Here is a 25,677-nt window from a genome sequence, read left to right on the forward strand (position 1 = left end):
CCCAACAGGTGGCGCCGAGGCGGTACGCTGCCCCGATGAGCAAGCTGGACGCCACCTTCCCGGCCTGGGACGCGGGACGCGAGATCGTCCTCGACCCGGGCAGCCCCGAGCCGCTGTACTTCCAGGTGTCCCGGCAGCTGCACGCCGCGATCGAGGACGGCAGGCTGCCGGCGGGCGCGCGGCTGGACAACGAGGTCGACCTCGCCGCGAGCCTGCGCCTCTCGCGGCCGACGATCCGGCAGGCGATCCAGACGCTGGTCAACCAGGGCCTGCTCGTGCGGCGGCGCGGGGTCGGCACGCAGGTCGTCCGCACGAAGGTGAGCCGGCCGCTGCGGCTGAGCAGCCTGTTCGACGACCTCGCCGGCCTGGGCGGCAAGCCGGAGTCGGCGGTGCTGGTCAACCGGGTCGAAGAGGCCGGGGCCGAGGTGGCCGAGCTGCTGGAGGCGCCCGGGTTGACGCACGTCCGGCGGCTGAAGCGGCTCCGCTCGACCGACGGCGAGCCGCTCGCGCTGATGAACAACTACCTCCCGGACGGGCTCGTCGACCCCGCCGACGACGAGCTGCGCGAGCGCGGGCTCTACCAGCTCCTGCGCTCGGCGGGCGTGCGGCTGCACGCGGCCGAGCAGAACATCGGCGCCCGGCTGGCCACCGAAGAGGACGCGGAACTGCTCGGGGAGACCCCGGGCGCCGCGCTGCTGACCATGCAGCGCACCACCTACGACGACGCCGGGCGGGTCGTCGAATACGGGTGGCACGTGTACCGGGCGTCCCGGTACACGTTCAACCTGTCGCTGACGAACGGGCCGCAGTAGGGCTCCGGCGCACCGCCAGCACCACCGTGTCGTCGGCGTGCTGCACCACGTCGTGCATCCGGGTCACCAGCTCGCGGGGCAGGTCCGCGGTCGGCCACGTGCGGTGGGCCGCCGCCAGCGCCAGCAGCCGGGCCTGGCCTTCGTCGATGTCCTTGCGGCTCTCCACCAGGCCGTCGGTGTAGAGCAGCACCGTGTCGCCCGGGGCCAGGACCACCTCGACCAGCTCGCGGCTGCCCGGATCGGGGAAGCCGACCCCGCGGCCGGGCTCCGTTGCCGGCAGCAGGCGGGCCGGCTCGCCCGCGGTGACCAGCACCGGCTCCGGGTGGCCGCCGTGCGCGAAGCGGGTCCGGCCGGTCGACGGGTCGATCCGGGCCAGCAGGACGGTGGCCATCAGGCCCGGCTCGATCGCGGCGAGGGTGTGCGACGCGTGGGCGATCAGGTCCGGGAACGGGTGCCCCTCCAGCGCGAGGGTCCGGATTGCGTGCGTGGTCGTCAGCGCGTGCCGGGTCGAGGTCACCCCGTGGCCGACCGCGTCGACCAGTGTCACGTGGACCTGGCCGTCGGGCAGGACGAACCAGTCGTAGAGGTCGCCGCCGGTGGGGGAGTCCTGGTCGGTCGGCGAATAGTGGACGGCCAGCTCCAGGCCCGGCACCAGCGGCGGCCGCGGGCGCAGCGCGTCCTCCAGTTCGCGGAAGATCGCCGCGTGCGCGCGGCGGAGCTGCTCGTCCCGCTGCTCCAGCTCGACGTACATCGCCAGCACGCCGCTGTTGGTCTCGGCGAGCTCGTGCTTGAGGTCCCGCTGCTCGTTGGCGAGGGTGTCGGCGCGGGCGACCAGCGCGAGCATCTCCTCGCGGGTCGCCCGGTCGTCGTCGAGGTCGGCGGTGGCCGCGGGCCTGCCGCCGGTGAGGTGCCAGGTCAGCGTGTCGCCGTCGCCGCGCTCGGGCAGCAGCGGCAGGGCGTTGCGGCTGCCCTGGCTGACGGGGTGGTCCAGCCGCACCGTGACGGCGAGCCGCCGGTCCGAGGCCGCCATCGCCACGTCCACGTTCTCGCCGGCGGTGAGCGCCGGTTCGGCGAGCAGCGTGACCGCGAGCACCAGCCGCCCGCGGTCGTCGGCGGGCACGCCGGCCCGGGTGCAGGCCGTGCGGAGGCGCCGCCGGATCCGGGCCAGGTCGGGACGCATCAGGCGGGCCTCTCCGCGCTCAGTGCGAGCATCGCCGCGTCGTCGCGGGCGTTCCGGTGCCGGTGCGCGAGGTCCGCGGCGAGCAGCAGCAGGTCCGGCGCCCGGCCGGGGACGCGCCAGCCGGTGCCGATGCCGTCGGTGTGCAGCACGACGACGTCGTCGTCGGCCAGCGCCAGGTGCCGGACCGGCGCCGACGGCAGGGTGAACCCGACGACGCCGGGCGTGCTGAGCAGCAGCCGGGACGGCCCGTCGCCGAGGCTCGCGCCGCTGACGTTGCCGACGCCGCAGAACTCGAGCCGCCGGGGCGCGATCCGCACGAGCGCGATCGCCGCGCCGCGGGTCGTGCGCAGCGCGCGGTGCATGTTCGTCAGCTGGTGGGGCAGCGGGCGGTCGGGGTTCTCCGTGAACACGCGCAGCGCGGCTTCGGCGGCTTCGGCGGCGTCCGGGCCGTGCCCGAGCCCGTCGGCGACGAAGGCGGTCCGGCTGCCGGTGACGTCGGCCAGCGCGACGGCGTCACCGCAGAACTGCTCGCCGTCGCGGGGCAGGCGGAAGTGCCCGATCGCCCGGCGGGGCACCGGCGTGGCCGGGTCGAGCAGGCGGGCGGCGGCGAGCGTCCCGGCCGCGGGCGAGGACGTGATCCGGAACTCGGCCGCCATCCGCTTCACCGCGCCGAGGCCGGTGCCCAGGGTGGCGGTGGTCGTGTTGCCGTCGACCAGCCAGTGGTCGAGGTCGGCCATGCCGGGACCGTCGTCGGCGGCCAGCACGTCGACGCCGCGCCCGGTGAGCGACGCCTGCACGAACACCGAGCCGCCGTCGGTGTGCTTGTCGATGTTGCCGGCGAGCTCGGCGGCCACCACCGCGGCGCGGTCGGCCAGCACGCCCGCGAGCCCGGCCTCGTGGGCGGTTTCGCGGGCGACGCGGGCGGCGGCGTACCCGGCACTGGGGTGGTCGACGCGGATCCGGCGGGTCAGGCCGGCGGCGGTCGCGGTCATGGCTTCCAGCGCACGACCGTGACGGTGGTGCCGCGGCCCGGTGCGGTGTCGAGGTCGAACTCGTCGACCAGCCGCCGGGTGCCGCCGAGGCCGTGCCCGAGCCCGGCGCCGGTGCTGAAGCCGTCGGTCATGGCCTGCTCGACGTCGGCGATCCCGGGGCCCTCGTCGCGGACCCGGAGCCGGATCCCGATCCGCCCGGCCGGATCGCGGACCGCTTCGACGGTCATCGCGCCGCCCCCGCCGTGGATGTAGGCGTTGCGGACCAGTTCGCTGGCCGCGGTCACGATCTTCGTCTGGTCGACGATCGAGAACCCCGCGGCGACCGCGGCCGCCCGCACGGCGTGCCGGGCGGAGAGGAGGTCGCCCTCCACCCGGACCGGGTGCTCGCCGGACGGGACGGTCCGTTCGTCAGGGAGCATGGGGCGCCTCGGCGGGACGGCGCCAGCCCAGCAGCTCCATCGCCTGCTCCGCGTTGAGCGCGGTCCGGACGCCGGTGAGCTGGAGCCCGAGCTCGGTCAGGGTGAGCGCGACGGCCGGGCGCATCCCCGCCACGACCATCCGGGTGCCGAGCAGCCGCCCGGTGCCGGCCAGCTGTATGAGCACGCGGGCGACGAACGAGTCGATGATCTCCAGCCGGGAGATGTCGATGATGACGCCGCGGATGCCCTCGTTCGCGATCCGGGTGGTCAGCTCCTCGGTGAAGGCGAGGGCTGTCTTGTCGTCCAGGTCGCTCAGCAGGCCGGTGAGCAGGATGTCGCCCAGTCGCAGGATCGGCAGGCCGGCGTTCACCCGGTCACCGCGCCCGGGTGGGCGCCGTCGCCGAGCAGCTGCATCGCGGTCGCCAGCGCGTCGGCCAGCGAACCGCGGGTGACGATGTGCGAGAGGTCGATGCCCAGCTGCGTGATGGTCTGCGCGATCGAGGGGCGGATGCCGCTGATCACGCACTCCGCGCCCATCAGCCGGACGGCGCTGACGGTCTGCAGCAGGTGGTGCGCGACCGCGGTGTCGACGGTCGGGACGCCGGTGATGTCGATGATCGCCACCCGCGCCTCGTTGGCCTGGATCGACTCCAGCAGGCTGTTCATCACGACCTGGGTCCGGGCGCTGTCGAGCGTGCCGATCAGCGGCACGGCGAGGACGTGGCGCCACAGCCGCACGACGGGCGTGGACAGTTCGAGCACCTGGCTGTGCTGCTCGCGGATGATCTGCTCGCGGCCGGCCGAGTAGACCTCGAAGGTCAGCACGCCCGCGCTGTCGAGCAGCTCGTTGACCAGCAGTGCGGCCCGGTAGCGGAGGGCGGAGTCGTCTGTGTGCCGCTCGATCGAGCTCAGCATCGTGCGCTTGAGCGCGAGGATCGCCATGGCGGTGGCCGACGGCTGGGCGCCCGCCCGGGCCCGGCGCTCCGACAGCGACGTCAGCGCGTCGCGGACCGCGGGGTCCTGCTCGACGATCCGGGACACCGGGAGCGTGCCGCCGAGCGCGGTCCGGAGGGCCTCCAGCAACTCGACGGCTTCGCGCCGCAGGTCCTGGCCGTTCCGGTCGCTGCCGCCCGGCTCCTGGCCCGCCCAGTCGCGGGCCAGCGCGGTCCGGTCCTCTTCCAGCATGCGCGCCAGGACCGTGCGGACCTGGCTGTCGTCCGTGCCCAGCACCGACCCCTCCTCGGATCATCGAGGCGCGCTCTGCTGTACGCCGACTGAGTGATTGTCATACAACAACAGTTGTATCACGAACGCAAATCGGGGAGGTCCCCGGCCGTCTCCGCGAGGGCCCGGTACTCCCGCAGCCCGGCGGCCAGCGCGTCGCGGCCCGCCGGCGTCATCTTCGCCAGCAGCGCCTGGACGCGGTCCCGGCGCCGGGCCCGCAGGTCCTGCAGGTACGCGCGCCCGCGGTCGGACAGCCGCAGCGTCAGCTCACGCCGGCTGCGCGCACTGGGCAGCCGCTCGAGGAACCCGACCGCCTCCAGCCGGTCGCACAGCCTGCTGACCAGCGGCGGCGTCGAGCCGAGCTGCTCGGCCAGCTGCCGCAGGTTGACCCCGTCGTGGCGGTCCAGTGCGACGACCGCCCGCAGCTGGGAAACCGACAGCGGCCGCGGTGACACGTCCCGCTCGCCCTCGACCACCGACTCGAAGAGGCGGGCGAGGTCCGACACGGCAGCCGTCCCCTCCGGGACGGCATGCTCGCGGGATGGATCCACGGCGTCCACTCTGGCATCCCTATGCTGAACCGGCAGCACAGCTCGCGCGACTCGCCGTGGACCGGCGCGCCGGAGCGGCGCAGACTCGACAGAACCGATCCCGGCACGGGTGCGTGAGCAGGAGGCAGGCGTTGGACAGATCCCTGGCGGTGGAGCGTCTCCTGCGGGACGTGCCACCGCACGACCTGCCCGGTGCGCTGCGGTCCGGGCTGGGTGAGCACTTCGGTGCCGAGGCGGTCGAGCTGCTGATGGCCGACTACGCCCTGACCGAGCTGTGCCGGGTGAGCGACCGGCCGTACACGACGGAACCGATCCCGGTCGAGGGCACGACGCCGGGGGCGGCGTTCGTCGCGCAGGCGGCGACGTTCGCCCGCGACGGCGACCGCATCACCGGCTACCTGCCGGTCAGCGTCCGCGGCGACCGGCTCGGCGTGCTGGCCGTCACCCTGCCCGACGAACCCGAGCCGCCGGTGTGGGCCGAGCTGCAGCGGATCGCCGAAGCGGTGGCGCACGAGCTGTTCGTCGCCGACCGGGACACCGACCTCTACATCCAGGCGCGCCGGTCTTCGCGGCTGACGCTCGCCGCGGAGATGCAGTGGCAGCTGCTGCCCGGGCGCGCCTGCACCCGCGCCGAGTTCGCGCTCGGCGGGCAGCTGGAGCCCGCCTACGCCATCTACGGCGACTGCTTCGACTGGTCGGCGTCCGCGCGGACGCTCGCCGTCACCCTGATCAACGGCATGGGCGAGGGCAGCGAAGCGGCGTTGCTGACGAACCTCGCGGTCAACGCCCTGCGCAACGCCCGGCGCGCCGGGATCCCGCTCGACGCCCAGGCCGAGCTCGCCGACCAGGCGGTCTACGCGCACTACCGCGGCGCCGAGCACGTGGCCGCGCTGCTGCTGGAGTTCGACCTCGGCACCGGCGAGGTGGCGGTGGTCGACGCCGGTTCGCCGCGGCTGTGGCGGCTGCGTGACGGCAAGGCCGAGCGGATCCTGTTCGACGAGCAGCTCCCGCTCGGCACGTTCGACGGCACGATCTACACGGTCGAGGGCTTCCACGCGGCCGACGGCGACCGGTTCGTCTTCGTCAGCGACGGCGTCTACAACGCGATGGGCCCGCACGGCGAGCGCTACGGGGACCGCGAGCTGGCCGAAGCGGTGACGGCGACGGCGGACCTGCCGGCGGCGCACGTGCCGGGCGCGATGCTGCGGGAGCTGTCCACCCGCCGCCACGGCAGCCAGGCCGAGGACGACGCCATGGTGGTGTGTCTGGACTGGTTCGGCTCGACGCCCTTGTCCGGGATCGGGAAGGAACCGGCGATGACCGTGCGGCGGATCGACGAGGCGCCGTAGCCCGGACCGGCGGTGGGGGGTGTGAACCGGCGGCGGCCGGGAACACGGACGGGGAGAACCACCCCCCGCACCCGAGGAGCCACCGTGTCCGAGCAGCCCGCCCAGCAGCAGACCCCGCCCGGGACCACCGCCGCGATGACGCCGCGGCCCGATCACGGCGAGCACAGCTACCGCGGTTCCGGCAAGCTGACCGGCAAGGCGGCGCTGATCACCGGGGCCGACAGCGGCATCGGCCGTGCGGTGGCGATCGCCTACGCCCGCGAAGGCGCCGACGTGCTGATCTCCTACCTCGACGAACACGAGGACGCCGAGGAGACCCGGCGCTGGGTCGAGGAGGCCGGGCGCAAGGCCGTCGTCGTGCCCGGTGACGTCGCCGACCCGGCGCACTGCCGGGCCTTGGTCGCCCGTGCGGTCGAGGAGTTCGGCCGGCTCGACGTGCTGGTGAACAACGCCGCGTTTCAGATGAGTCACGAGACGTTGGAGGAGATCAGCGACGAGGAGTGGGACCGGACGCTGGCGATCAACCTGAGTGCGTTCTTCTACCTGGTCAAGGCGGCTTTGCCGCATTTGAAGCCGGGGGCGTCGATCATCGGGAGTTCGTCGGTGAACTCCGACAACCCGACCCCGCAGTTGCTGCCGTACGACGTGACGAAGGCCGGTATCGCGAACATGACCGGCGCGCTGGCTCAGCTGCTGGGGTCGAGGGGGATTCGGGCGAACAGTGTCGCGCCGGGGCCGATCTGGACGCCGTTGATCCCGTCGACCATGCCGGAGGAGGCGGTGAAGTCCTTCGGTGAGCAGGTGCCGCTGGGGCGGGCCGGGCAGCCGGCCGAGCTCGCGCCGGTGTACGTGCTGCTGGCCTCCGACGACGGCAGTTACGTCTCCGGCGCGCGGGTCGCGGTGACCGGCGGCGTGCCGATCCTCTGATACACCGGGAAAGCCGCAGGGGAAGCCGCAGGGGAAGCCGCCGGGGCCAGGGTTCCGGCGGCTTTCCCGTGCTCAGCGGCCGCGGGGGTCGTCGCTGTTCCCCTGCTCGTCGGGCTGGGTGGCGCCGGCCGCCACCTCGAACGGGGACGGCTTGCCCTCGGGGTGCCCGCGGGTGATGTGGCCTTCCGCGCGCATCCGTTCGATCATGTGCGGGTAGTGCAGCTCGAACGCCGGGCGCTCCGACCGGATCCTCGGCAGCTCCAGGAAGTTGTGCCGGGGCGGCGGGCTCGTGGTGGCCCATTCGAGGGAATTGCCGTAGCCCCACGGATCGTCGACGCCGACCGGCTCGCCGTAGCGGTAGCTCTTGAACACGTTCCAGATGAACGGCAGCACCGAAAGCCCGAGGATGAACGCGCCGATGGTGGACACCGTGTGCATCCAGGTGAAGCCGTCGCCGGACAGGTAGTCGGCGTAGCGGCGGGGCATGCCGGCGTCGCCGAGCCAGTGCTGGATGAGGAACGTCGTGTGGAAGCCGATGAACGTCGTCCAGAAGTGCCACTTGGCCAGCCGTTCGTCGAGCATCCGGCCGGTGATCTTCGGGAACCAGAAGTAGATGCCGGCGAAGGTGGCGAAGACGATCGTGCCGAACAGGACGTAGTGGAAGTGGGCGACCACGAAGTAGGTGTCGTGGACGTGGAAGTCCAGCGGTGGCGAGGCGAGGATGATCCCGGTCAGCCCGCCGAGCAGGAAGGTGACCAGGAAGCCGACCGACCACAGCATCGGCGACTCGAAGGTCAGCTGTCCTTTCCACATGGTGCCGATCCAGTTGAAGAACTTGATCCCGGTGGGCACGGCGATCAGGAACGTCATGAAGGAGAAGAAGGGCAGCAGCACCGCCCCGGTGGCGAACATGTGGTGGGCCCACACGGCCACCGAGAGTGCGGTGATGCCGATGGTGGCGAACACCATCGTCTTGTAGCCGAAGAGGGGTTTGCGGCTGAACACCGGGATGATCTCGGTGACGATCCCGAAGTAGGGCAGCGCGACCACGTAGACCTCGGGGTGGCCGAAGAACCAGAACAGGTGCTGCCAGAGGATCGCGCCGCCGTTTTCGGGGTCGAACACGTGGGCGCCGAGGTGCCGGTCGGCCATGAGTCCGAAGAGGGCCGCGGTGAGGATCGGGAACGCGAGCAGGATCAGCACCGACGTGAACAGGATGTTCCAGGTGAAGATCGGCATCCGCCACATGAGCATCCCGGGACAGCGCAGGCACACGATGGTGGTGACCATGTTGACCGCGCCGAGGATGGTGCCGAGGCCGGTGACGATCAGGCCCGCGATCCACAGGTCGCCGCCGACGCCGGGGGAGTGGATGGCGTTGGACAGTGGCGTGTAGGCGGTCCAGCCGAAGTCGGGTGGGCCGCCGGGGGTGAGGTACCCGGAGAGGACGACCAGGCCGCCGAACAGGTACAGCCAGTAGGAGAACGCGTTGAGCCGCGGGAAGGCCACGTCCGGTGAGCCGATCTGCAGCGGCAGGACGAAGTTGGCGAAGCCGAACAGGTTCGGGGTGGCGTAGAGCAGCAGCATGATCGTGCCGTGCATGGTGAACAGCTGGTTGTACTGCTCCGGTGACAGGAACTGCAGGCCGGGCCGGGCCAGCTCGCCCCGCATCAGCAACGCCGTCAGGCCGCCGATCAGGAAGAACCCGAAGGACGTCGTCAGGTAGAGCACACCGATCGTCTTGTGGTCGGTGGTCCGGATGGTCTTGAGGAGCGTCGCGCCGCGCGGACCCCGCCACACCGGCCGGTGGGGGATCGGAGCCGGGCGTGCCACCGTGTCGGTCATCGGACTCCCACCTGGTGCCGGGAACGAACTGTTCCGGCGCGCGTACCCCGCCGGGGCGCGGCTACACGTGTCTTCCGGGGGAATCAGCCGTCCGGCCACCGCCGTGCGCGACCGGAGCGTGACGCCGGCGGGCGATTGGTGGCGGTCCGGCCGGGTATGCCCTCCCGCGTCGCGCCGGTGACCGGCCGGGCCACCGGGGCCCAGCCACGGCGCGAACCGTCGAAGGGAACCGCCATGTCCACCGCCACCCACACCCGCAGCCGGACACCCGTCCAGGTCGCCGCCGCGGTCGTCGCGGTCGTCTTCCTGCTGGTCGGCGTGCTCGGCTTCGTCCCGGGGATCACCACCCACTACGACCAGCTGAGCTTCGCCGGCCACGACTCGATGGCCATGCTGCTCGGCCTGTTCATGGTCTCGGTCCTGCACAACCTGGTCCACCTGCTGTTCGGCGTCGTCGGGCTCGCCTCGGCCCGCACCCCGCGCGGTGCCCGGCTGTTCCTCGTCGCCGGTGGTGCCGTCTACCTCGTCCTCTGGCTGTACGGGCTGCTCGTCGACCACGGCAGCGACGCGAACTTCGTGCCGGTCAACACCGCGGACAACTGGCTGCACCTGGGCCTGGGCGTCGGCATGATCGCCCTGGGCCTGCTGACCGCCCGCGCCGGCCGCGCGGACGGCCCGGGCCCGCACGCGGCGCGGGGCCCGGGCCTCGGCTGACCACCGGATCAGGCGTGCGGCTCCTTGGTGCGCATCAGCACCGTCAGCGACCGGCCGCCGACCACCAGCTCGCCGTGCCCCTCGACGGTGCGCGGGGTGGAGAGCCGGTCGCCCGACACGCTGCCGACCAGGACGCCGCCGACGGACCGGTGGAACACCTCGCCCGCCGCCGAGTCCAGCACGATCGCCCACTCCTCGCCGTAGCCGTCGGGGATCGTCATCGTCAGGTCGTCGTCGTGGGCGTTGAAGCAGAGCAGGAACGAGTCGTCGAGGACGCGCTCCCCGCGGGCGTCGAGGTCGGGGATCGCGGTTCCGTTGAGGAAGACCATGATGCTGCGGCCGAAGCCGGCCTCCCAGTCCTGGTCGGTCATCTCCTCGCCGGCCGGGGTGAACCAGGCGATGTCGCGCAGTTCGTCGCCGCGGCGGATCGGGCGGCCGGCGAAGAACCGGCGGCGGCGGAACACCGGGTGCCGTCGCCGCAGGTCGACCACCGCCGAGGTGAACTCGAACAGCTCGCGGTTGTGCTCCAGCAGTGACCAGTCCACCCAGGACAGTTCGTTGTCCTGGCAGTAGGCGTTGTTGTTGCCCTGCTGGGTGCGGCCGAGCTCGTCGCCGTGCAGGAGCATCGGCACGCCCTGGGACAGCAGCAGGGTGGCGATCAGGTTCCGGCGCTGGCGAGCCCGCAGGTCGAGGACCTTTTCGTCCTCGGTCGGGCCCTCCGCGCCGCTGTTCCACGACCGGTTGTCGTCGGCGCCGTCGCGGCCGTCCTCACCGTTGGCCTCGTTGTGTTTCTCGTTGTACGACACCAGGTCGTTCAGCGTGAAGCCGTCGTGGGCGGTGACGAAGTTGATCGACGCGTACGGGCGGCGGCCGTCGCTCTGGTAGAGGTCCGACGAGCCGGTGATCCGCGAGGCGAACTCGCCCAGCGTCGCCGGCTCACCGCGCCAGAAGTCGCGGACGGTGTCCCGGTAGGCGCCGTTCCACTCGGTCCACAGCGGCGGGAAGTTGCCGACCTGGTAGCCGCCGGGGCCGACGTCCCACGGTTCGGCGATCAGCTTGACCTGGCTCACCACCGGGTCCTGCTGCACCAGGTCGAAGAAGGTGGCCAGCCGGTCGACGTCGTAGAACTCGCGGGCGAGGGTGGCGGCGAGGTCGAACCGGAAGCCGTCGACGTGCATCTCGGTGACCCAGTACCGCAGCGAGTCCATGATGAGCTGCAGGGTGTGCGGCTGGCGCACGTTCAGCGAGTTGCCGGTGCCGGTGTAGTCCATGTAGTACTGGGGGTCGTTCTCGACCAGCCGGTAGTAGGCCTGGTTGTCGATGCCGCGCATGGACAGCGTCGGCCCGAGGTGGTTGCCCTCGGCGGTGTGGTTGTAGACGACGTCGAGGATGACCTCGATGCCCGCCTCGTGCAGCGTCCGCACCATCGCCTTGAACTCGTGCACCTCGCTGCCCGGCGTGGCGGACATGATCGACGCGGCGTACTCGTTGTGCGGCGCGAAGAAGGCGATGGTGTTGTAGCCCCAGTAGTTCGCCAGGCCGCGCTCGGTGAGGGCGTGGTCGTGCAGGAACTGGTGGACCGGCATCAGCTCGACGGCCGTGACGCCGAGGGTCTGGAGGTACTCGATCATCACCGGGTGCGCGAGGCCGGAGTAGGTGCCCCGCAACTCCTCCGGGATGTCCGGGTGGAGCTTCGTCAGCCCCCGGACGTGGGCTTCGTAGACGACGGTCTCGTTGTACGGCACCTTCGGCGGCCGGTCGTTGGCCCAGTCGAAGTACGGGTTGACGACGACCGCGCGGACGGTGTGCGCCGCCGAGTCGTCGTCGTTGCGTTCCCCGGGGTCGCCGAACCGGTAGCCGAACACCGACTCGTCCCAGTCCACCTTGCCGGTGACGGCCTTGGCGTACGGGTCGAGCAGGAGCTTCGCGGGGTTGCAGCGCAGCCCGCGGGCGGGGTCGTACGGTCCGTGGACGCGGAAGCCGTACTCCTGGCCGGGGCCGACGCCGGTCAGGTAGCCGTGGTGGACGAAGCCGTCGACCTCCGGCAGCCGGACCCGGGTCTCGGTTCCGTCCGGGGCGAACAGGCAGAGGTCGACGCGGTCGGCGACCTCGGAGAAGAGGGCGAAGTTGGTGCCGACGCCGTCGTAATCGGCCCCGAGCGGGTAGGGGGAACCGGGCCAAGGCTGCACTGGGCCTCCACGGGTGCGAGTGATCTCCGCCGGGGATACCCAGCCGGTGCAGTTCGGACACCGTGACGTCGGCCTCCTCACCCGGACGCAGCAGCCGGTGCGGGACCGCCGGGGACGCGGTCCCGCACCGGGCCGGGTCAGGTCAGCTTGTTCTTGCCTTCCTTGGCCTTGCCCTTCGCCGTGCCCTTGGCGTCCTGCAGCGGGGCGTAGGTGCCGAAGAGTGCGGGGTCGGGTTTGGGTGCGGTGCCGGGGCCGCCGAGGGGTTCGGGGTCCATCAGGTATTCGATGCCGGCGTCGGTGGTCCAGCTGGTGCCTTTGGCGCCGTCGGGGCCGTCGGAGAGGTGCCAGATGGTGTGGTTGTGGGTTTGGTCTTCTTCGTCGAGCAGGGCGCCGGGGGCGATGTCGCCTTCGAGGCCGTCGGCTTGGAGTTCTTCGATGGCGGCCAGCCATTGTTTCTGGTGGACGGTGTCGCGGGCGAGGTTGAACTGGAGCATGGCTTTGACGCCGGGGTCGTCGGTCATGTTGTACAACCGGGCGGTTTGGAGGCGGCCTTGGGCTTCGGCGGCGGCGTTGGCGCGGAAGTCGGCGAGCAGGTTGCCGGAGGCGATGATGTACCTGCCGTTCCAGGGGTAGCCGTTGCTGTCGGCGGGGAGGGCGCCGCCGCCGGCGACGATGGCTTGCTGGACGTCCATGCCGCCGAGGGTGGCGGCCATCACCGGGTCTTTGACGGCTTCGGCGGTGGCGGTGGCGGGTGCGCCTTCGAGGAGGCGGGCGACCATGGTGGCGAGCATTTCGACGTGCCCGATTTCTTCGGTCGCGGTGTCCATGATCAGGTCTTTGTACTTGCCTTCGATGCGGCAGTTCCAGCCCTGGAACAGGTACTGCATGGTCACGGTCATCTCGCCGAAGGCGCCGCCGATGAGCTCTTGGAGCTTGCGGGCGTATACGGCGTCGGGCTTTTCGGGCTTGGCTTCGAACTGCAGCAGCTTCGTGTGACGGAACACGAGAATTCCCTCCGTCGTCCGGGGTGGTACCGCCGCGAGGTCGGCGGTCCGGGGGGCTTTCCCGGTTAGCGGAGGGTTAAGCGCGGCAATCCCGGCGACTCTGCTCCGGCGCCGCGGCGCGGTAACGCACGGCGGGTGAGCATCGACAACGTCAGCGTCGCTGTGATAGTTGAACGCGGAATGTCTTATGGCGAGTGGAGCGATACGTGAGCGATCACCAGGAGCGGGTGCCGTCCTGCCGGCGGTACCAGTGCGACGAGCCGGCCCTCTGGCGGAGGATGTGCGCGGCTCACTGGGCTCGCTGGCAGAACGGGACCGACCCGCTGGACCAGCCGGGCGACGACGGCGAGTCCCCGGAACCCCGGGTCTGGCAGCCGCCGTTGCGGGAGACCAGCGTTTCGCAGCGGAAGCCCGGCCGGGCGCTGTGACGCCGGTGGGGAGCCCCGCCCGGGGACTCCCCACCGTGCGGTGGCTCAGCGGGTGGCAGTGAGCTCGGCCACGGTGACGCCGATCGGCGTGGTCGGGCGGCCGATCAGGGTGCGCAGGTCGGGCGTGGTCTCGGCTAGCAGGCCGTCCTTGATGTCGCCGTCGATCGCCACGAGGAAGCCGATGAGCGGCTCCGGCAGGCCGGCCTGGGTGAGGACCTTGGCGTGCTCGTTGCCCGGCAGGTCGACGTAGCTGATCTCGCGGCCGGTGGCCTTGCCGATCTCGGCGGCGAGCTCCGCGTTCGACCAGGCGACGTCGCCGGCGAGCTCGTAGATCTTGCCTTCGTGGCCTTCGCCGGTCAGCACCGCGACCGCGGCGGCGGCGTAGTCGGCCCGCGTGGCGCTGGCGACGCGGCCGTCACCGGCGCTGCCGACGAAGCTGCCGGTCCGGGCGGCCTGCTTGATCGTTTCGACGTAGTTTTCGTTGTACCAGTTGTTGCGCAGGATCGTGGCGGTCAGGCCGGACGCCTCGATCAGCTCCTCGGTCGCCTTGTGCTCCGGGGCCACCGCGAGCTTCGACGTCGTCGCCTTCGAGGCGCTGGTGTAGACGAAATGGCGGACGCCGGCCTGCTTCGCCGCTTCGATGACCGCCTGGTGCTGCGCGACGCGCTGACCGACCTCGCTGCCGGACACCAGCAGCACCTTGTCGGCCCCCTTGAGCGCGGTGTCCAGGCTGGCGGGGTCGGTGTAGTCCGCGCGCCGCACCTCGATGCCGCGTTCGGCCAGGTCCGCGGCCTTCTCCGGGGTGCGGACCGCGGCGACGACCTGGTCGGCAGGGAGCTTCTCGAGCAGGCCTTCGACGACGAGCTTGCCGAGGTGGCCGGTGGCGCCGGTGACGACGATCATGAGGACTCCTTGAATGTTCAAGTATCTGTCCCTGGAGGATGTACTAACTTTTCGAAAGTACCAACTCATTGTTAGCGCTGTCACATCCATTGTGCAAACTCTCAGGTAGCATCGAGCCGTGGATCGACAAGCTGACGCCGAGCACGAGGCCCTCGTCGCCGACGTGTTCAGCACCGCGTGCACCTCCCGGGCCGTGCTGGAACACGTGACCGGCCGGTGGGGAGTGCTGGCACTCGCCGCGCTGAACGACGGGGTGTTCCGGTTCAACGCCCTGCGCCGCCGGGTGCAGGGGGTCAGCGAGAAGATGCTCGCCCAGACGCTGCAGGCGCTCGAGCGCGACGGCTTCGTGCACCGGGAAGCGCGGCCGACGATCCCCCCGCACGTCGAGTACAGCCTCACGCCCAGCGGGCGGGAAGTCGCGCAGCGGCTGGTGGCGCTCATCGAGGTCCTCGAGGCGAGCGTGCCCGGTGTGGTGGCGGCCCAGGCGCGGTACGACGAGGCGAAGACCGCGAGCGCCTGACGACGCGCCGAAACCCGTTGCGGGACAAGGCGATCTCGAAACAGTCGAAATCAATGGCCGGTTGACCGGCCATTGCGCTCGCGTATCGCGGGAGTTATGTTAGCGCTCACAATCGCTCCGCTTGTGCCGTTCCTGCGTGTCGGTGATCGAGGAGGAGGTTGGCACCGTCGCCGGCCCGCGTCCCTGTCGAATCGACGATTTCCGTACCCCAGCGGGAGATCACCCATGGCACGACAGCCGAGATACGCCCGTCCCCGCCCCTCGTCCAGGCCCTCGCCGCCGCCGGTGCGCTCGTCGCCGGCCTGCTGGCCGCCGGCGGGACGTCCCAGGCGGCCACCCAGGGCCCGTGCGACATCTACGCGTCCGGCGGAACTCCTTGTGTGGCCGCGCATTCCACCACCCGCGCGCTCTACGGCGCCTACGCCGGGCCGTTGTACCAGGTCCGGCGCGCGTCCGACAGCGCCACCCGTGACATCGCCCCCTTGGCCGCCGGAGGCGTTGCGGACGCGGCCGCGCAGGACGCGTTCTGCGCGGGGACCACCTGCCTGATCACGGTCATCTACGACCAGTCCGGCCGGAACAACCGGCTCACCCAGGCCCCGCCGGGCGGGTTCTCCGGCCCGGCCGCGGGCGGCTACGACAACCTCGCCAACGCCACCGCCGCGCCGATCACCGTCGGCGGCCACAAGGCCTACGGCGTCTACGTCGCACCCGGAACGGGCTACCGCAACAACAACACCAACGGCATCGCCACCGGCGACCAGCCCGAGGGCATGTACGCGATCTTCGACGGCACGCACTACAACGGTGGTTGCTGCTTCGACTACGGCAACGCCGAGCGCAACAGCCGGGACAACGGCAACGGCACGATGGAAGCGATCTACTTCGGCAACATCAAGGTCTGGGGATACGGCGCCGGGAACGGGCCGTGGATCATGGCCGACCTGGAGAACGGCCTGTTCTCCGGCGTCAACCAGCACTACAACGCCAACGACCCCAGCATCAGCCACCGCTTCCTGACCGCGATCGTCAAGGGTGGCCCCAACCACTGGGCGATCCGCGGAGGCAACGCCCAGTCCGGTGGCGTGTCGACGTTCTACGACGGCGTGCGCCCGAACGTCTCCGGCTACAACCCGATGAAGAAGGAAGGGGCGATCATCCTGGGCATCGGCGGTGACAACAGCATCGGCGCCCGCGGCACCTTCTACGAAGGCGTGATGACGTCCGGCTATCCCTCGGACACGACGGAGAACGCGGTGCAGGCCAACATCACCGCGGCCGGTTACACCACCAGCTCCGCCGGCACCGGCCTGACGCCGGGGACGTCCGTGTCGCTGCGGGCCACCACCGCGTGCTGCACCGACCGGTACGTCCACCACACCGGGTCCACTGTGGACACCGCGGTGATCGGCAACGGCAGTTCCGCCACGGAGAAGGGCAACGCCTCCTGGACCGTCCGAACCGGGCTCGGCAGCGGTTCGTGCGTGTCGTTCGAGTCGAAGAACGTGGCCGGGCAGTACCTGCGGCACCAGAACTACCGGCTGTACCTGCAGGCCAACGACGGCAGCTCGCTGTTCGCCCAGGACGCGACCTTCTGCCCGGAGGCCGGCCGCAACGGCCAGGGCGTCTCGCTGAGATCGCTCAACTTCCCGGACCGGTACGTCCGCCACTACGCCAACGTCGGCTACATCGCGGCCAACGGCGGTCCGAACACCTTCGACAGCAGCAGCTCCTACAACGACGACGTGAGCTGGCTCGTCAGTTCGCCCTGGGCGTCCTGATCCCCGATCCGAACCGCTGTCACGCGCCCGGCCCGGGCGCGTGACAGCGCTTTCCCCGCCCGCGCACCGGAAAGGATTCCCGGATGCGTCTGGCGTCGAACAGCGGTGGTCCTGGCCGTTTCCGCCTTCCTGCTGAGCCCGGCGACGGCGGAAGCCGCGCTGCCGGGGTGGGTGACGCTGACGGAGTCCGCGCTCCAGGGCCGCTGCCGCTGCTCGTCCGGCGCGGCGACCACGTGGCGGTGAGGGTGTACGCGCCGGGAGCACCGGTCGGCGACCACACCTTCCCGCCGCCGGAGACCTCCACGCCGGGGTCGTTCACCTCGGCCGGGCCCGGGGCGGGTGCACGCGGCGGGCCGCCGGATCGTCGGCGCGACCGTCCTGCCGATGTGCCACGCGGCCGGCAGTGCGAAGGAACAGGCCCGGCTCGCTCGGCGAGTCGATCGACCTGGGGGTGTTCGCCCGCCGAACCGCAGTCGAACCGGTTCGACTGCGGTTCCCGCTGGTCAGCGGGGGCGGGCGCCGGTGCTGGAGCGCAGGGAGATCGGCGGCTGCAGCAAGGCGTGGCGCGGCTGGGCGCCGGTGTCCGCGATCTGCGCCAGGAGCAGGTCCACGGCCAGCCGGCCCAGCTCGGTGGCCGGGACGTTCGCCGCCGTCAGCGGGGGGTGGAAGTCCTCGGCCAGGCGCTCGGCGATCACGCCCGTCAGCGAGAAGTCGCGGGGGACCTCGAGCCCGGCCCGGTGGAGCGCGCGCTGCACACCCGGCAGGGCCGCCTCGTTGATCGTCACCGCCGCGGTCACCGACGGCCACTGCGTCCGGATCTGCTCGAAACAGGCCAGCCCGGCCGCGGCTTCGTCGGCGCAGCACACCGTGCGCGCGGTCAGGCCCCGCGCCGCGGTGGCCTCGAGGAAGCCCGTCGCCGAGCGGAGGGCCGGGCCGTAGCCCGCCGCGACGAGCTCGGCCGAGCGGTTGATCAGCACGACGTCCTCGTGGCCGAGGTCGGCGAGGTGGTGCACGCAGCGCGTGATCAGCCCGCCGTAGTCGACGTCCACCCACCAGGACGCCCCGGGGTGCTCGACGTGGCCGATCGTGACGAACGGCAGGCTCGCCTGGCTCAGCCGCTCGACCCGCGGGTCTTCGAGGAGGATTTCCATCAGGATCACGCCGTCGACGCGCCGTCCGGTCACGATGCGCTCGAACGAGCGGTCGTGGTCGCCGCCGCTGGGGGAGAGCAGGACGTCGAGGTCGTGGGCCGCCGCGGCGTCGACGACGCTGCCGACGAACCCCAGCTGGACGTCGGTCAGCCGCCTGCTGGCCGGCGGGACGACCAGGCCGAGGGTGCGCGTGCGGCCTTCGGCCAGCGCGCGGGCGCTGGCGTTGGGCCGGTAGTCGAGCTCGGCGATGACGTCGTTGATGCGCTGCACGGTGGCCGCGGACACCGGTCGCTTGCCGCTGAGCGCGTACGACACGGTGCTGCGCGAAACCCCGGCCCGCCGCGCGATCTCCCCGATGTTCATGCCACTCCCGACCGTCGTCCAGAACCGGTTCGATCGTAGTGCATGCGGTATTGCGTTGAAGTGTCCACGAGGTTTACGGTGACGCGGCCTCGATCATCGAACCGGTTCGACGACGGGAAGGACCTCCCATGAAGCGTCACCCCCTCATCCGGCTGCTGTCGGTGGCCGTCGCCGCGACCGCGCTGGCCGCCTGCTCCTCCGGGACGGCCCCCTCGTCTTCCGGCGGCACCTTCACCGTCTGGGACCCCTACCCGCAGTTCGACGCGACCTCCGCGTGGGCGAAGGTGATCGACAAGTGCGGTGCCGACGCCGGTGTCAAGATCGCGCGGCAGGCGTTCGACACGACCGACCTCACCAACAAGGTGCTGCTCGCCGCCCAGCAGAACACCGCGCCGAACGTCCTGGTCGTCGACAACCCGGTCGTCTCCACACTGGCCGAAGGCGGGGTGCTCAAGTCCAACGCGGACACCGGGCTGGACGCCTCGCAGGTCGCCCCGAACCTGCTCGCCGCCGCCGACGTCAAGGGCCAGGTGTACGGCGTCCCGATCGGGGCGAACACGCTCGCCCTCTACTACAACAAGGCCGTGCTGACCGCGGCCGGCGTCGACCCGGCTTCGGTGAAGGACTGGGCGAGCCTCGACGCAGGCCTGGCCAAGGTGCACGCCGCGGGCAAGAAGGGCATCACGTTCTCCGCGATCGGCACCGAAGAAGGCAGTTTCCAGTTCCTGCCGTGGTTCTGGGGCGCGGGCGCGAACCTGACCGACCTGGCCTCGGCCGACGCCGTCGCCGCGCTCGCGCAGTGGAAGTCCTGGCTGGACAAGGGGTACGCGCCGAACTCGGTGGTCGGCAACACGCAGACCACCAGCTGGCAGGAGTTCGCCACGGGTGACTACGCCTTCGCCGAGAACGGCACCTGGCAGCTGCAGAACGCGAAGAAGGCCGGCTTCGACTACGGCGTCCTGCCGATCCCCGCGCGCACCGGGGGAGCGGCCCCGGCGCCCACCGGCGGCGAGTTCGTCACCGTGCCGGTCCAGAGCAGCCCGGACGCCGAGAAGACCGCGGGCAGGATCGCCTCCTGCCTGACCAGCCCGGCCAACGTGCTCGACTCCGACACCGCGCTCACCTACGTCTCCGCCGTGCCGTCGGTGCAGGAGAAGCAGGTCGCCGCCCAGCCGGAGCTGAAGGTGTGGGTCGACGCGGTGAAGGTCGCCAAGGGCCGCACCGGCGACAACCTCGGCACCCGGTACCCGCGGATCTCCGAACCGCTCTGGGGTGGCGTGCAGGCCGCGCTCAGCGGCGCGAAAGCCCCCGACGTCGCGCTCGCGGCCGCGCAGGCGACCGCCGCGTCCGCGAAGTAGGCCGGCTCGTGCTCGACACCCGCCGTCCGGTCACCGCCCGCCCGGACGCGCCGGCGCCCGGACGGGCCGGCCGGCGCCGACGGCCGCAGCTGCTCGCGTGGGCGTTCCTGGCGCCGCTCGTGGCCTACCTCGTGCTCTGCTACGGCTACCCGCTGGTGACGAACATCGACCTGAGCCTGCGTGACTACACGGTCCGCACCTTCGTGCACGGCGGCGCCCCGCTGGTCTGGTTCGACAACTACGCGGCCGTGTTCACCGACCCGACCTTCCGCACCGCGCTGCTCGACACGCTCGTCTTCACCGCCGTGTCGCTGCTGTTCCAGTACGGCATCGGCCTGGCGCTGGCGGTGTTCTTCGCCCGTCACTTCCGGCTGGGCCCGACCCTGCGCGCGCTGTTCCTCGTGCCGTGGCTGCTGCCCCTGATCGTCTCGGGGTCGACCTGGGCGTGGCTGCTCAACAGCGAATCCGGCGTGGTGAACGCGGTGCTGGGCTGGTTCGGGGCCGGCCGGGTCGACTGGCTGACGTCGCCGACCTGGTCGCTGGTCTCGGTGATCATCGCCAACATCTGGATCGGCGTGCCGTTCAACCTCGTCGTGCTGCACAGCGGCCTGCAGAACATCCCGGGCGAGGTGTACGAGGCGGCCTCGCTCGACGGCGCCGGCGCGTGGCAGCGGTTCCGCCACGTCACCTTCCCGCTGCTGCGGCCGGTGTCGGCGATCACCCTGCTGCTGGGGCTGGTCTACACGCTCAAGGTGTTCGACGTCATCTGGATCATGACCAAGGGCGGGCCCGGCGGGTCGTCGACCACCCTGGCCACCTGGTCCTACCAGCTCGGGTTCGGCAGCCTGCTGCCGCGGTTCGGGCCCAGCGCGGCCGTGGGCAACGTGCTCATCCTGCTGGCACTGGCGGCCGGGCTGCTCTACATCCGCGCGCAGCGCAGGCTGGAGGAAGCGTGATCCGCCGCTGGCGCACCGCGGTGGGGCTGGTCCTCACCGCCGTGATGCTGTTCCCGGTCTACTGGATGGTCAACGTGTCGCTGACGCCGGCCGGGCGGATGCGCAAGTCGCCGCCCGACTGGTTCCCGGCCGCGCCGACGTTCGAAGGCTACGAGCGGGTCCTGCGCGAGCAGCTGCCGTACTTCGCCACCAGCCTGGCCGTCGCGCTGGGCACCGTGGTGCTGACACTGGCGCTGGCCGCGCCGTCGGCGTACGCGCTGGCCAAGCTCCGCCCGCGCGGGCGGCGGGCGCTGGGTTTCGTGCTGCTGGTCGCGCAGATGATCCCCGGCATCATCATGGCGCTGGGCTTCTACGGCATCTACGTCTCACTCGGCATCACCAACACCGCCTGGGGGCTGGTGCTCGCGGATTCCACGATCGCGGTGCCGTTCGCCGTGCTCATCCTGACCTCGTTCATGGCTTCGGTGCCGGACGAGCTCGTCCAGGCGGCCACGATCGACGGCGCGGGCGCGGTGCGCGTGTTCTGGTCGGTGGTGCTGCCGGCGAGCCGCAACGGGGTGGTCACCGCCGGGCTGTTCTCGTTCCTGTGGGCCTGGTCGGACTTCGTCTTCGCGGCCACGCTCGACGGCGGTGGCTCGCTGCGGCCGCTGACCCTGGGGATCTACCGCTACATCGGCAACAACAACCAGGAGTGGAACTCCATCATGGCGACGGCGGTGGTCGCCTCCGTGCCCGCCGCGGTGCTGCTCGTGCTGGCCCAGCGGTTCGTCGCCGCCGGCGTCACCGCGGGCGCCGTCAAGGACTGAGCCCCCTCTTTCGAAAGGACGGCCCCTGTGCCCACGGGCGAATTCTCGCTGCGGGAGATCCCGTTCAGCCACCCGGGATCGTGGTTCGGCGTCTCCCCGGTGGTGGCCGAGGCCACCTACGCCGACGACCTGCACCTGGTGTCCCACCGCCACGGCCTGCACGCCGTCCTGGCGCTGGTCCCGGAGAGCGGCGGCGAGCGGGCCGACATCCCGGTGGCGGCCACCCCGGCCGCGCTGACCTGGGGGACCGGCGACCGGCGGATCACCGCGGCGTTCGCGGGCCCGGACACGCTCCGGATCGCCGGGCGCGGCCTGGCCCTGCGGATCCGCGCGGCGGAGGTCACGCTGACCCCGTTCACCGGCACCTACTTCTTCGCCGACCCGGTCACCGGCGCGGCGGTGTTCACGTCGTACGAAACGGGTCAGCGCTACCGCGTCACCGTCCTTTCCGGACAGGTCCGGTACATCGGCGCCGAAGCGCTCGGGACGGCCGAACGCGCTGTCGTCGTGAGCGGCGACGCCTGGGAGATGGCGATCGAGGAGCTCCCCGGCGCTCGTGAGCCGTACGCGCCGGCGTCGGCGTTCGACGATGTGGTCGCCGCCGCCCGGACGGAGTTCACCGCTTTCGCCGACGCGGTGGCGCCGTGGCGCGGCGAGCGCACGCCCGCGGCCGAGCTGGCCTGTTACGTGCTCTGGTCGGCCATCGTGGCGTCCGCCGGGTTCGTCGGCCGTCCGGCGGTGCTGATGTCGAAGCACTGGATGGACAAGGTGTGGAGCTGGGACCACTGTTTCACCGCGCTCGCGCTGGCCGCCGGGCAGCCGGAGCTGGCCTGGCACCAGATCCAGGTCGTCTTCGACCACCAGGACGACCGGGGCGCGCTGCCCGATTCGGTCACCCACGCGGAGGTGCTGCGCAACTTCGTCAAGCCGCCGATCCACGGCTGGGCGCTGAGCCGCCTGCGCGACCGCCTCCCCGGAGGCCTGCCGGACCCCGGGCGGGCGTACCGGCAGCTGGCGGCGTGGACGACGTTCTGGCTCGAGCACCGCCGGGTGCCCGGAGCGCCGTTCGCCCACTACGAGCACGGCAACGACAGCGGCTGGGACAACGCGACGCCGTTCGCGCACCGGCGGCTGGTGCAGACGCCCGACCTCGCCGCGTTCCTCGTGCTGCAGCTGAAGGAACTGGCGGCGATGGCCGCAGCTCAGGGAGGCTCCGTGGCGGCGGCGAAGTGGGCCGCCGAAGCGGACCGCATGCTGGCGGCGTTGCTGGACGAGCTGTGGGACGGCACGAAGTTCGCCAGCCGGGTGGCGGCCACCGGGGAGGCACAATCCGGGGCGAGCCTCCTGGAACTGATGCCGATCGTGCTCGGAGAACACCTGCCCCCGGCGGTCCGGGACCGGCTCGTGACCGGACTGGAAGCACACCTGACGGCGATCGGCCTGGCCACCGAGCGCCCGGAATCGCCGCACTACGAGCCGGACGGCTACTGGCGGGGTCCGGTGTGGGCCCCGGCCACGGTCCTGATCGAGGACGGCCTCCGCCGGGCGGGCGCGACGGACCTGGCGGACCGCGTCAGCGCCCGCTTCCGTGCGGTGTGCGAAAAGTCGGGGTTCGCGGAGAACTTCGACGCCTTGAGCGGCGACGGCCTGAGAGACCGCGCCTACACGTGGACGGCGGCGGCCTACCTGCTCCTTTCCGCCGAAGCCGAGCGCCGCACGCCGGAAGGGCGGCGCCTCACCGCGTATTCGACCGAATCGACGACGGCCCCCCATTGAAATCATCGATGCCATTGTTTCCCGTACGAAAATCACGCACCGAATCTTGACCGTGCACAACGGCCCTGCAATAGTTCGTCCCAGCCCCCTCGACCGAACGGCCCGCTTTGGCGGCCGCCCGTTCGAATACCCGGGAAAGGACGAAAGCCATGCACAACGTCGTGCGTACCCTGCTGGTTTCCCTGACGGCGGCCGCGGCGGTGGCCACCACCGCGAGCGCGGCCGAAGCTGCTGCCTGGTCATCGTCGGACAAATGGGCAACGTGGTCCAACGGGGGTTACACGGTCCGCAACGACGTCTGGGGCAGCGGAGCGGGCCCGCAGACCATCTGGGCGAATTCCTACAGCAACTGGGGAGTGTGGGCCGACCACCCGAACACGGGCGGGATCAAGTCGTACCCCCACTCGGCGAAGAACGTGGGCCGCACGATCGGTTCGCTGCACCAGGTATCGAGCACCTTCACCGTGACCAGGCCGGGAAGCGGGGCGTACGAGACGGCGTACGACATCTGGGCGAACAACAACGCGTACGAGATCATGCTGTGGGTCAACAAGCAGGGTCCCGTGGGTCCACTGGGGACCAAGCAGACGACGGTCACGGTGGGCGGCCACACGTGGGACGTCTACCGGGGATCGAACGGATCGAACGAAGTGTTCTCATTCCTCCGTACGTCCGACGCGAACACGGGAACGGTGGACATCCTCGCGGTGATGAACTGGATAAAGTCGCGAGGCTGGTTCGGGGACGTCACCCTCGGCGAAGTCCAGTTCGGATTCGAAATCACGTCATCGGCGGGCGGGATGAACTTCGCGGCGAACACGTATTCGGTGACCGCATCCTGAACCTAACCCGCGCGAAGCCCGTCGGCGACGAGATCGAGCATCCGGCGCGTCCGCTCGGAATCGAGTTCGTCGGCGGTGGAAAGAAAAACTCCCAGCACGAGCAGCGTCACGTCCTCGGCCTGAACACCGGCCCGCAGGGTCCCGGCTTTCACGCCGGCTTCGAGAATCAGCCCGATGGCCCCGGTGATCCGGGCCCGGGTGGCGGGCGTGGCGATCCGCCCGGAGGCGACACTGGCCCGGAGGGCATCGGCCATCCCCCGCTTGGTGGCCACGAAGGCCGCATACCGATCCATCCAGGCCCGAAGAGCCGCCTCGGGCGCAAGCCGCTCGAGGAGGAGCGCGGCGCTCCCGGTCACGTCGTCGAGTTCCGCGGCGTAGACGGCTTCAACGAGCGCCTCCCGGGTCGGGAAGTGCCGGTAGAGCGTGCCGATCCCCACCCCGGCCTCGCGGGCGACGGCTTCGAGGGCCACGGGCCCCTCGGCGCCGGCGAACGCGGACCGGGCCACGGCGACGAGCTTGTCCCGGTTCCTCCGCGCATCCGACCGCACGGGCCGGGCAGGTGAAGGCGAAGACGGAGAGGAAGGCAAAGCGGAGGCACCTCCGTTTGTGCTACGGTCGGCAAGAGCGGAGGCACCTCCGCTTAGCCCATCATCGCACAAGGACAGGACCCCCTCATGCCGCCGACCGAACAAGCCACCCTCGCCGGCCGAACCGTCTTCCGCGTCGGCTACGGAGCCATGCAGCTGGAACGCCTGAGCGGCGACCGCCCGGCAGCGGTTGCCCTCCTGCGCCAAGCCCTCGAGCTGGGCGTCGACCACCTGGACACGGCCCAGTTCTACGGCAACGGCTTCGTGAACGACGTGATCCGCGAGGTGCGGACCGGCGCCCTGATCGCCACGAAGGTGGGAGCGGACCCCGACCCGGGAGCCCCGACCCCGCTCCGCCTCGCGCAGAAGCCGGAGGAACTGCGCGCCAGCGTCGAGGACAACCTCCGGGCGCTGGGCGTCGACAGCATCCCCCTGGTGAACCTGCGCCGGGCCGAACGCCTCCCGGGCGTGCTCGCCGAGGGAGACCAGCAGGTGGACCTCGACGACCAGCTGGAAGTGATGACCCAGCTGCGGGCCGAGGGCAAGATCGGCGCCATCGGCCTCAGTGCGGTGACCCCGGAGACGCTGCGCCGGGCGCTCCCGGCGGGCATCGCCTGCGTGCAGAACGCCTACAGCCTCGTCAGCCGGGACGACGAGGAGATGCTGGAGCTGTGCCTCGCGGAGGGCATCGCCTGGGTCCCGTTCTTCCCGCTGGGAGGCGCCTTCCCCGGCCTGCCGAAGGTGACGGACGAGCCGCCGGTGCAGAAGGCGGCGCAGGAGCTGGGCCGGACGCCGGCGCAGGTCGGCCTGGCGTGGCTGCTGCACCGCGCGCCGAACGTGCACCTGATCCCCGGAACGGCGAGCGTGGAGCACCTGGAGGCCAACCTCGCGGTGGCGGAGATCGAGCTGGACGACGAGACGCTGGCCGAGCTGGGCGCGATCCCGACCCGGCCGATGGACCTCAGCCTGCGCTGAGGGCGGGCAGGCGGGGGAGTCTCGC

26 protein-coding genes are annotated in these 25,677 nt (G+C 71.3%); 14 read left to right on the forward strand and 12 right to left on the reverse strand.

Annotated features, from left to right (window positions below; genetic code table 11):
• The first annotated feature begins 35 nt into the window (after positions 1-35).
• A complete protein-coding gene (locus tag HUT10_RS43125; RefSeq protein WP_176176476.1) occupies positions 36-812 on the forward strand; it encodes a GntR family transcriptional regulator in 777 nt (258 codons plus the stop codon).
• On the opposite strand, the gene HUT10_RS43130 is transcribed toward HUT10_RS43125, so the two are convergent.
• From HUT10_RS43130 to HUT10_RS43155, 6 genes are all read right to left on the reverse strand, one after another.
• Positions 781-1,992 carry a PP2C family protein-serine/threonine phosphatase gene (locus HUT10_RS43130; protein ID WP_176176477.1) on the reverse strand — a complete coding sequence of 404 codons (1,212 nt, stop codon included), beginning with the start codon at positions 1,990-1,992 and terminating at the stop codon, positions 781-783. The genes HUT10_RS43125 and HUT10_RS43130 overlap by 32 nt on opposite strands.
• Complete coding sequence (locus tag HUT10_RS43135) at positions 1,992-2,984, reverse strand: SpoIIE family protein phosphatase (RefSeq protein WP_176176478.1); 993 nt, start codon at positions 2,982-2,984, stop codon at positions 1,992-1,994. The genes HUT10_RS43130 and HUT10_RS43135 overlap by 1 nt, the downstream gene beginning before the upstream one ends.
• Complete coding sequence (locus HUT10_RS43140; RefSeq protein WP_176176479.1) at positions 2,981-3,403, reverse strand: anti-sigma regulatory factor; 423 nt, start codon at positions 3,401-3,403, stop codon at positions 2,981-2,983. Before HUT10_RS43140 ends, HUT10_RS43135 begins: the two co-directional genes overlap by 4 nt.
• A complete protein-coding gene (locus HUT10_RS43145) occupies positions 3,393-3,773 on the reverse strand; it encodes an STAS domain-containing protein (RefSeq protein ID WP_176176480.1) in 381 nt (126 codons plus the stop codon). Before HUT10_RS43145 ends, HUT10_RS43140 begins: the two co-directional genes overlap by 11 nt.
• Positions 3,770-4,633 (reverse strand): STAS domain-containing protein, encoded by an 864-nt coding sequence (locus HUT10_RS43150; RefSeq protein WP_176176481.1) that lies wholly within the window; start codon positions 4,631-4,633, stop codon positions 3,770-3,772. Before HUT10_RS43150 ends, HUT10_RS43145 begins: the two co-directional genes overlap by 4 nt.
• Positions 4,634-4,707: 74 nt before the next feature.
• Complete coding sequence (locus HUT10_RS43155; RefSeq protein ID WP_176178308.1) at positions 4,708-5,133, reverse strand: MarR family transcriptional regulator; 426 nt, start codon at positions 5,131-5,133, stop codon at positions 4,708-4,710.
• Positions 5,134-5,309: 176 nt separating this feature from the next.
• Between HUT10_RS43155 and HUT10_RS43160 the strand changes: the two genes are divergently transcribed.
• Together HUT10_RS43160 and HUT10_RS43165 are read left to right on the forward strand one after the other, a co-directional pair.
• Positions 5,310-6,527 (forward strand): PP2C family protein-serine/threonine phosphatase, encoded by a 1,218-nt coding sequence (locus HUT10_RS43160; RefSeq protein ID WP_176176482.1) that lies wholly within the window; start codon positions 5,310-5,312, stop codon positions 6,525-6,527.
• Positions 6,528-6,611: 84 nt separating this feature from the next.
• Positions 6,612-7,454: an SDR family oxidoreductase gene (locus tag HUT10_RS43165; protein WP_176176483.1), complete on the forward strand. Its 843-nt coding sequence runs from the start codon at positions 6,612-6,614 to the stop codon at positions 7,452-7,454.
• A 72-nt stretch (positions 7,455-7,526) separates the two neighbouring features.
• On the opposite strand, the gene ctaD is transcribed toward HUT10_RS43165, so the two are convergent.
• Positions 7,527-9,299: a cytochrome c oxidase subunit I gene (ctaD, locus tag HUT10_RS43170; RefSeq protein ID WP_176176484.1), complete on the reverse strand. Its 1,773-nt coding sequence runs from the start codon at positions 9,297-9,299 to the stop codon at positions 7,527-7,529.
• A gap of 234 nt (positions 9,300-9,533) precedes the next feature.
• On the opposite strand from ctaD, the gene HUT10_RS43175 reads away from it, so the two are divergent.
• Positions 9,534-10,013 (forward strand): DUF4383 domain-containing protein, encoded by a 480-nt coding sequence (locus tag HUT10_RS43175; RefSeq protein ID WP_176176485.1) that lies wholly within the window; start codon positions 9,534-9,536, stop codon positions 10,011-10,013.
• Between the two features lie 8 nt (positions 10,014-10,021).
• On the opposite strand, the gene glgX is transcribed toward HUT10_RS43175, so the two are convergent.
• Positions 10,022-12,202 carry a glycogen debranching protein GlgX gene (glgX, locus tag HUT10_RS43180; RefSeq protein ID WP_176176486.1) on the reverse strand — a complete coding sequence of 727 codons (2,181 nt, stop codon included), beginning with the start codon at positions 12,200-12,202 and terminating at the stop codon, positions 10,022-10,024.
• A gap of 137 nt (positions 12,203-12,339) precedes the next feature.
• Positions 12,340-13,206: a manganese catalase family protein gene (locus HUT10_RS43185; RefSeq protein WP_176176487.1), complete on the reverse strand. Its 867-nt coding sequence runs from the start codon at positions 13,204-13,206 to the stop codon at positions 12,340-12,342.
• Positions 13,207-13,412: 206 nt separating this feature from the next.
• Between HUT10_RS43185 and HUT10_RS43190 the strand changes: the two genes are divergently transcribed.
• Positions 13,413-13,634: a hypothetical protein gene (locus HUT10_RS43190; protein WP_254897270.1), complete on the forward strand. Its 222-nt coding sequence runs from the start codon at positions 13,413-13,415 to the stop codon at positions 13,632-13,634.
• 45 nt (positions 13,635-13,679) lie between these two features.
• Here the strand turns inward: HUT10_RS43190 and HUT10_RS43195 are convergent, their stop codons facing one another.
• Positions 13,680-14,537 (reverse strand): SDR family oxidoreductase, encoded by an 858-nt coding sequence (locus HUT10_RS43195; RefSeq protein ID WP_176176489.1) that lies wholly within the window; start codon positions 14,535-14,537, stop codon positions 13,680-13,682.
• 118 nt (positions 14,538-14,655) lie between these two features.
• Here HUT10_RS43195 and HUT10_RS43200 point away from each other — a divergent pair, with 118 nt between their 5' ends.
• The 3 genes from HUT10_RS43200 (at position 14,656) to HUT10_RS51460 (ending at position 17,081) form a co-directional block, all read left to right on the forward strand.
• Positions 14,656-15,057 carry a helix-turn-helix domain-containing protein gene (locus HUT10_RS43200; protein WP_176176490.1) on the forward strand — a complete coding sequence of 134 codons (402 nt, stop codon included), beginning with the start codon at positions 14,656-14,658 and terminating at the stop codon, positions 15,055-15,057.
• Positions 15,058-15,299: 242 nt separating this feature from the next.
• On the forward strand, positions 15,300-16,838 hold the full coding sequence (locus tag HUT10_RS43205) for an alpha-L-arabinofuranosidase B (RefSeq protein ID WP_176178309.1): 1,539 nt from the start codon (positions 15,300-15,302) through the stop codon (positions 16,836-16,838).
• A 105-nt stretch (positions 16,839-16,943) separates the two neighbouring features.
• Positions 16,944-17,081 (forward strand): hypothetical protein, encoded by a 138-nt coding sequence (locus tag HUT10_RS51460; protein WP_254897271.1) that lies wholly within the window; start codon positions 16,944-16,946, stop codon positions 17,079-17,081.
• Between the two features lie 260 nt (positions 17,082-17,341).
• Here the strand turns inward: HUT10_RS51460 and HUT10_RS43215 are convergent, their stop codons facing one another.
• Positions 17,342-18,352 carry a LacI family DNA-binding transcriptional regulator gene (locus HUT10_RS43215; RefSeq protein WP_176176491.1) on the reverse strand — a complete coding sequence of 337 codons (1,011 nt, stop codon included), beginning with the start codon at positions 18,350-18,352 and terminating at the stop codon, positions 17,342-17,344.
• Between the two features lie 128 nt (positions 18,353-18,480).
• On the opposite strand from HUT10_RS43215, the gene HUT10_RS43220 reads away from it, so the two are divergent.
• The 5 genes from HUT10_RS43220 to HUT10_RS43240 all read left to right on the forward strand — a co-directional run bounded on the left by HUT10_RS43220 (position 18,481) and on the right by HUT10_RS43240 (position 24,090).
• Complete coding sequence (locus HUT10_RS43220) at positions 18,481-19,710, forward strand: ABC transporter substrate-binding protein (RefSeq protein WP_176176492.1); 1,230 nt, start codon at positions 18,481-18,483, stop codon at positions 19,708-19,710.
• Positions 19,711-19,718: 8 nt separating this feature from the next.
• A complete protein-coding gene (locus tag HUT10_RS43225; protein ID WP_176176493.1) occupies positions 19,719-20,666 on the forward strand; it encodes a carbohydrate ABC transporter permease in 948 nt (315 codons plus the stop codon).
• Complete coding sequence (locus HUT10_RS43230) at positions 20,663-21,472, forward strand: carbohydrate ABC transporter permease (RefSeq protein WP_176176494.1); 810 nt, start codon at positions 20,663-20,665, stop codon at positions 21,470-21,472. Before HUT10_RS43225 ends, HUT10_RS43230 begins: the two co-directional genes overlap by 4 nt.
• 27 nt (positions 21,473-21,499) lie before the next feature.
• Positions 21,500-23,248, forward strand: coding sequence for an amylo-alpha-1,6-glucosidase (locus HUT10_RS43235; protein ID WP_176176495.1), 1,749 nt, complete (start codon positions 21,500-21,502; stop codon positions 23,246-23,248).
• Positions 23,249-23,397: 149 nt separating this feature from the next.
• Entirely contained in the window at positions 23,398-24,090 is a 693-nt protein-coding gene (locus HUT10_RS43240; RefSeq protein WP_176176496.1) for a hypothetical protein, read from the forward strand.
• Positions 24,091-24,092: 2 nt separating this feature from the next.
• On the opposite strand, the gene HUT10_RS43245 is transcribed toward HUT10_RS43240, so the two are convergent.
• Complete coding sequence (locus HUT10_RS43245) at positions 24,093-24,677, reverse strand: TetR/AcrR family transcriptional regulator (protein ID WP_176176497.1); 585 nt, start codon at positions 24,675-24,677, stop codon at positions 24,093-24,095.
• 87 nt (positions 24,678-24,764) lie between these two features.
• Between HUT10_RS43245 and HUT10_RS43250 the strand changes: the two genes are divergently transcribed.
• On the forward strand, positions 24,765-25,652 hold the full coding sequence (locus HUT10_RS43250) for an aldo/keto reductase (protein WP_176176498.1): 888 nt from the start codon (positions 24,765-24,767) through the stop codon (positions 25,650-25,652).
• The last annotated feature ends 25 nt before the right edge of the window (positions 25,653-25,677 follow it).

Source organism: Amycolatopsis sp. Hca4 (assembly GCF_013364075.1).
Classification (GTDB): Bacteria; Actinomycetota; Actinomycetes; order Mycobacteriales; family Pseudonocardiaceae; genus Amycolatopsis.

Coding starts and splice junctions, on each gene's coding strand:
- HUT10_RS43125 (WP_176176476.1), top strand. CDS start 36: ATGAGCAAGCTGGACGCCACCTTCCCGGCCTGGGACGCGGGACGCGAG.
- HUT10_RS43130 (WP_176176477.1), bottom strand. CDS start 1,992: ATGCGTCCCGACCTGGCCCGGATCCGGCGGCGCCTCCGCACGGCCTGC.
- HUT10_RS43135 (WP_176176478.1), bottom strand. CDS start 2,984: ATGACCGCGACCGCCGCCGGCCTGACCCGCCGGATCCGCGTCGACCAC.
- HUT10_RS43140 (WP_176176479.1), bottom strand. CDS start 3,403: ATGCTCCCTGACGAACGGACCGTCCCGTCCGGCGAGCACCCGGTCCGG.
- ctaD (WP_176176484.1), bottom strand. CDS start 9,299: ATGACCGACACGGTGGCACGCCCGGCTCCGATCCCCCACCGGCCGGTG.
- HUT10_RS43175 (WP_176176485.1), top strand. CDS start 9,534: ATGTCCACCGCCACCCACACCCGCAGCCGGACACCCGTCCAGGTCGCC.
- HUT10_RS43195 (WP_176176489.1), bottom strand. CDS start 14,537: ATGATCGTCGTCACCGGCGCCACCGGCCACCTCGGCAAGCTCGTCGTC.
- HUT10_RS43215 (WP_176176491.1), bottom strand. CDS start 18,352: ATGAACATCGGGGAGATCGCGCGGCGGGCCGGGGTTTCGCGCAGCACC.
- HUT10_RS43220 (WP_176176492.1), top strand. CDS start 18,481: ATGAAGCGTCACCCCCTCATCCGGCTGCTGTCGGTGGCCGTCGCCGCG.
- HUT10_RS43240 (WP_176176496.1), top strand. CDS start 23,398: ATGCACAACGTCGTGCGTACCCTGCTGGTTTCCCTGACGGCGGCCGCG.
- HUT10_RS43250 (WP_176176498.1), top strand. CDS start 24,765: ATGCCGCCGACCGAACAAGCCACCCTCGCCGGCCGAACCGTCTTCCGC.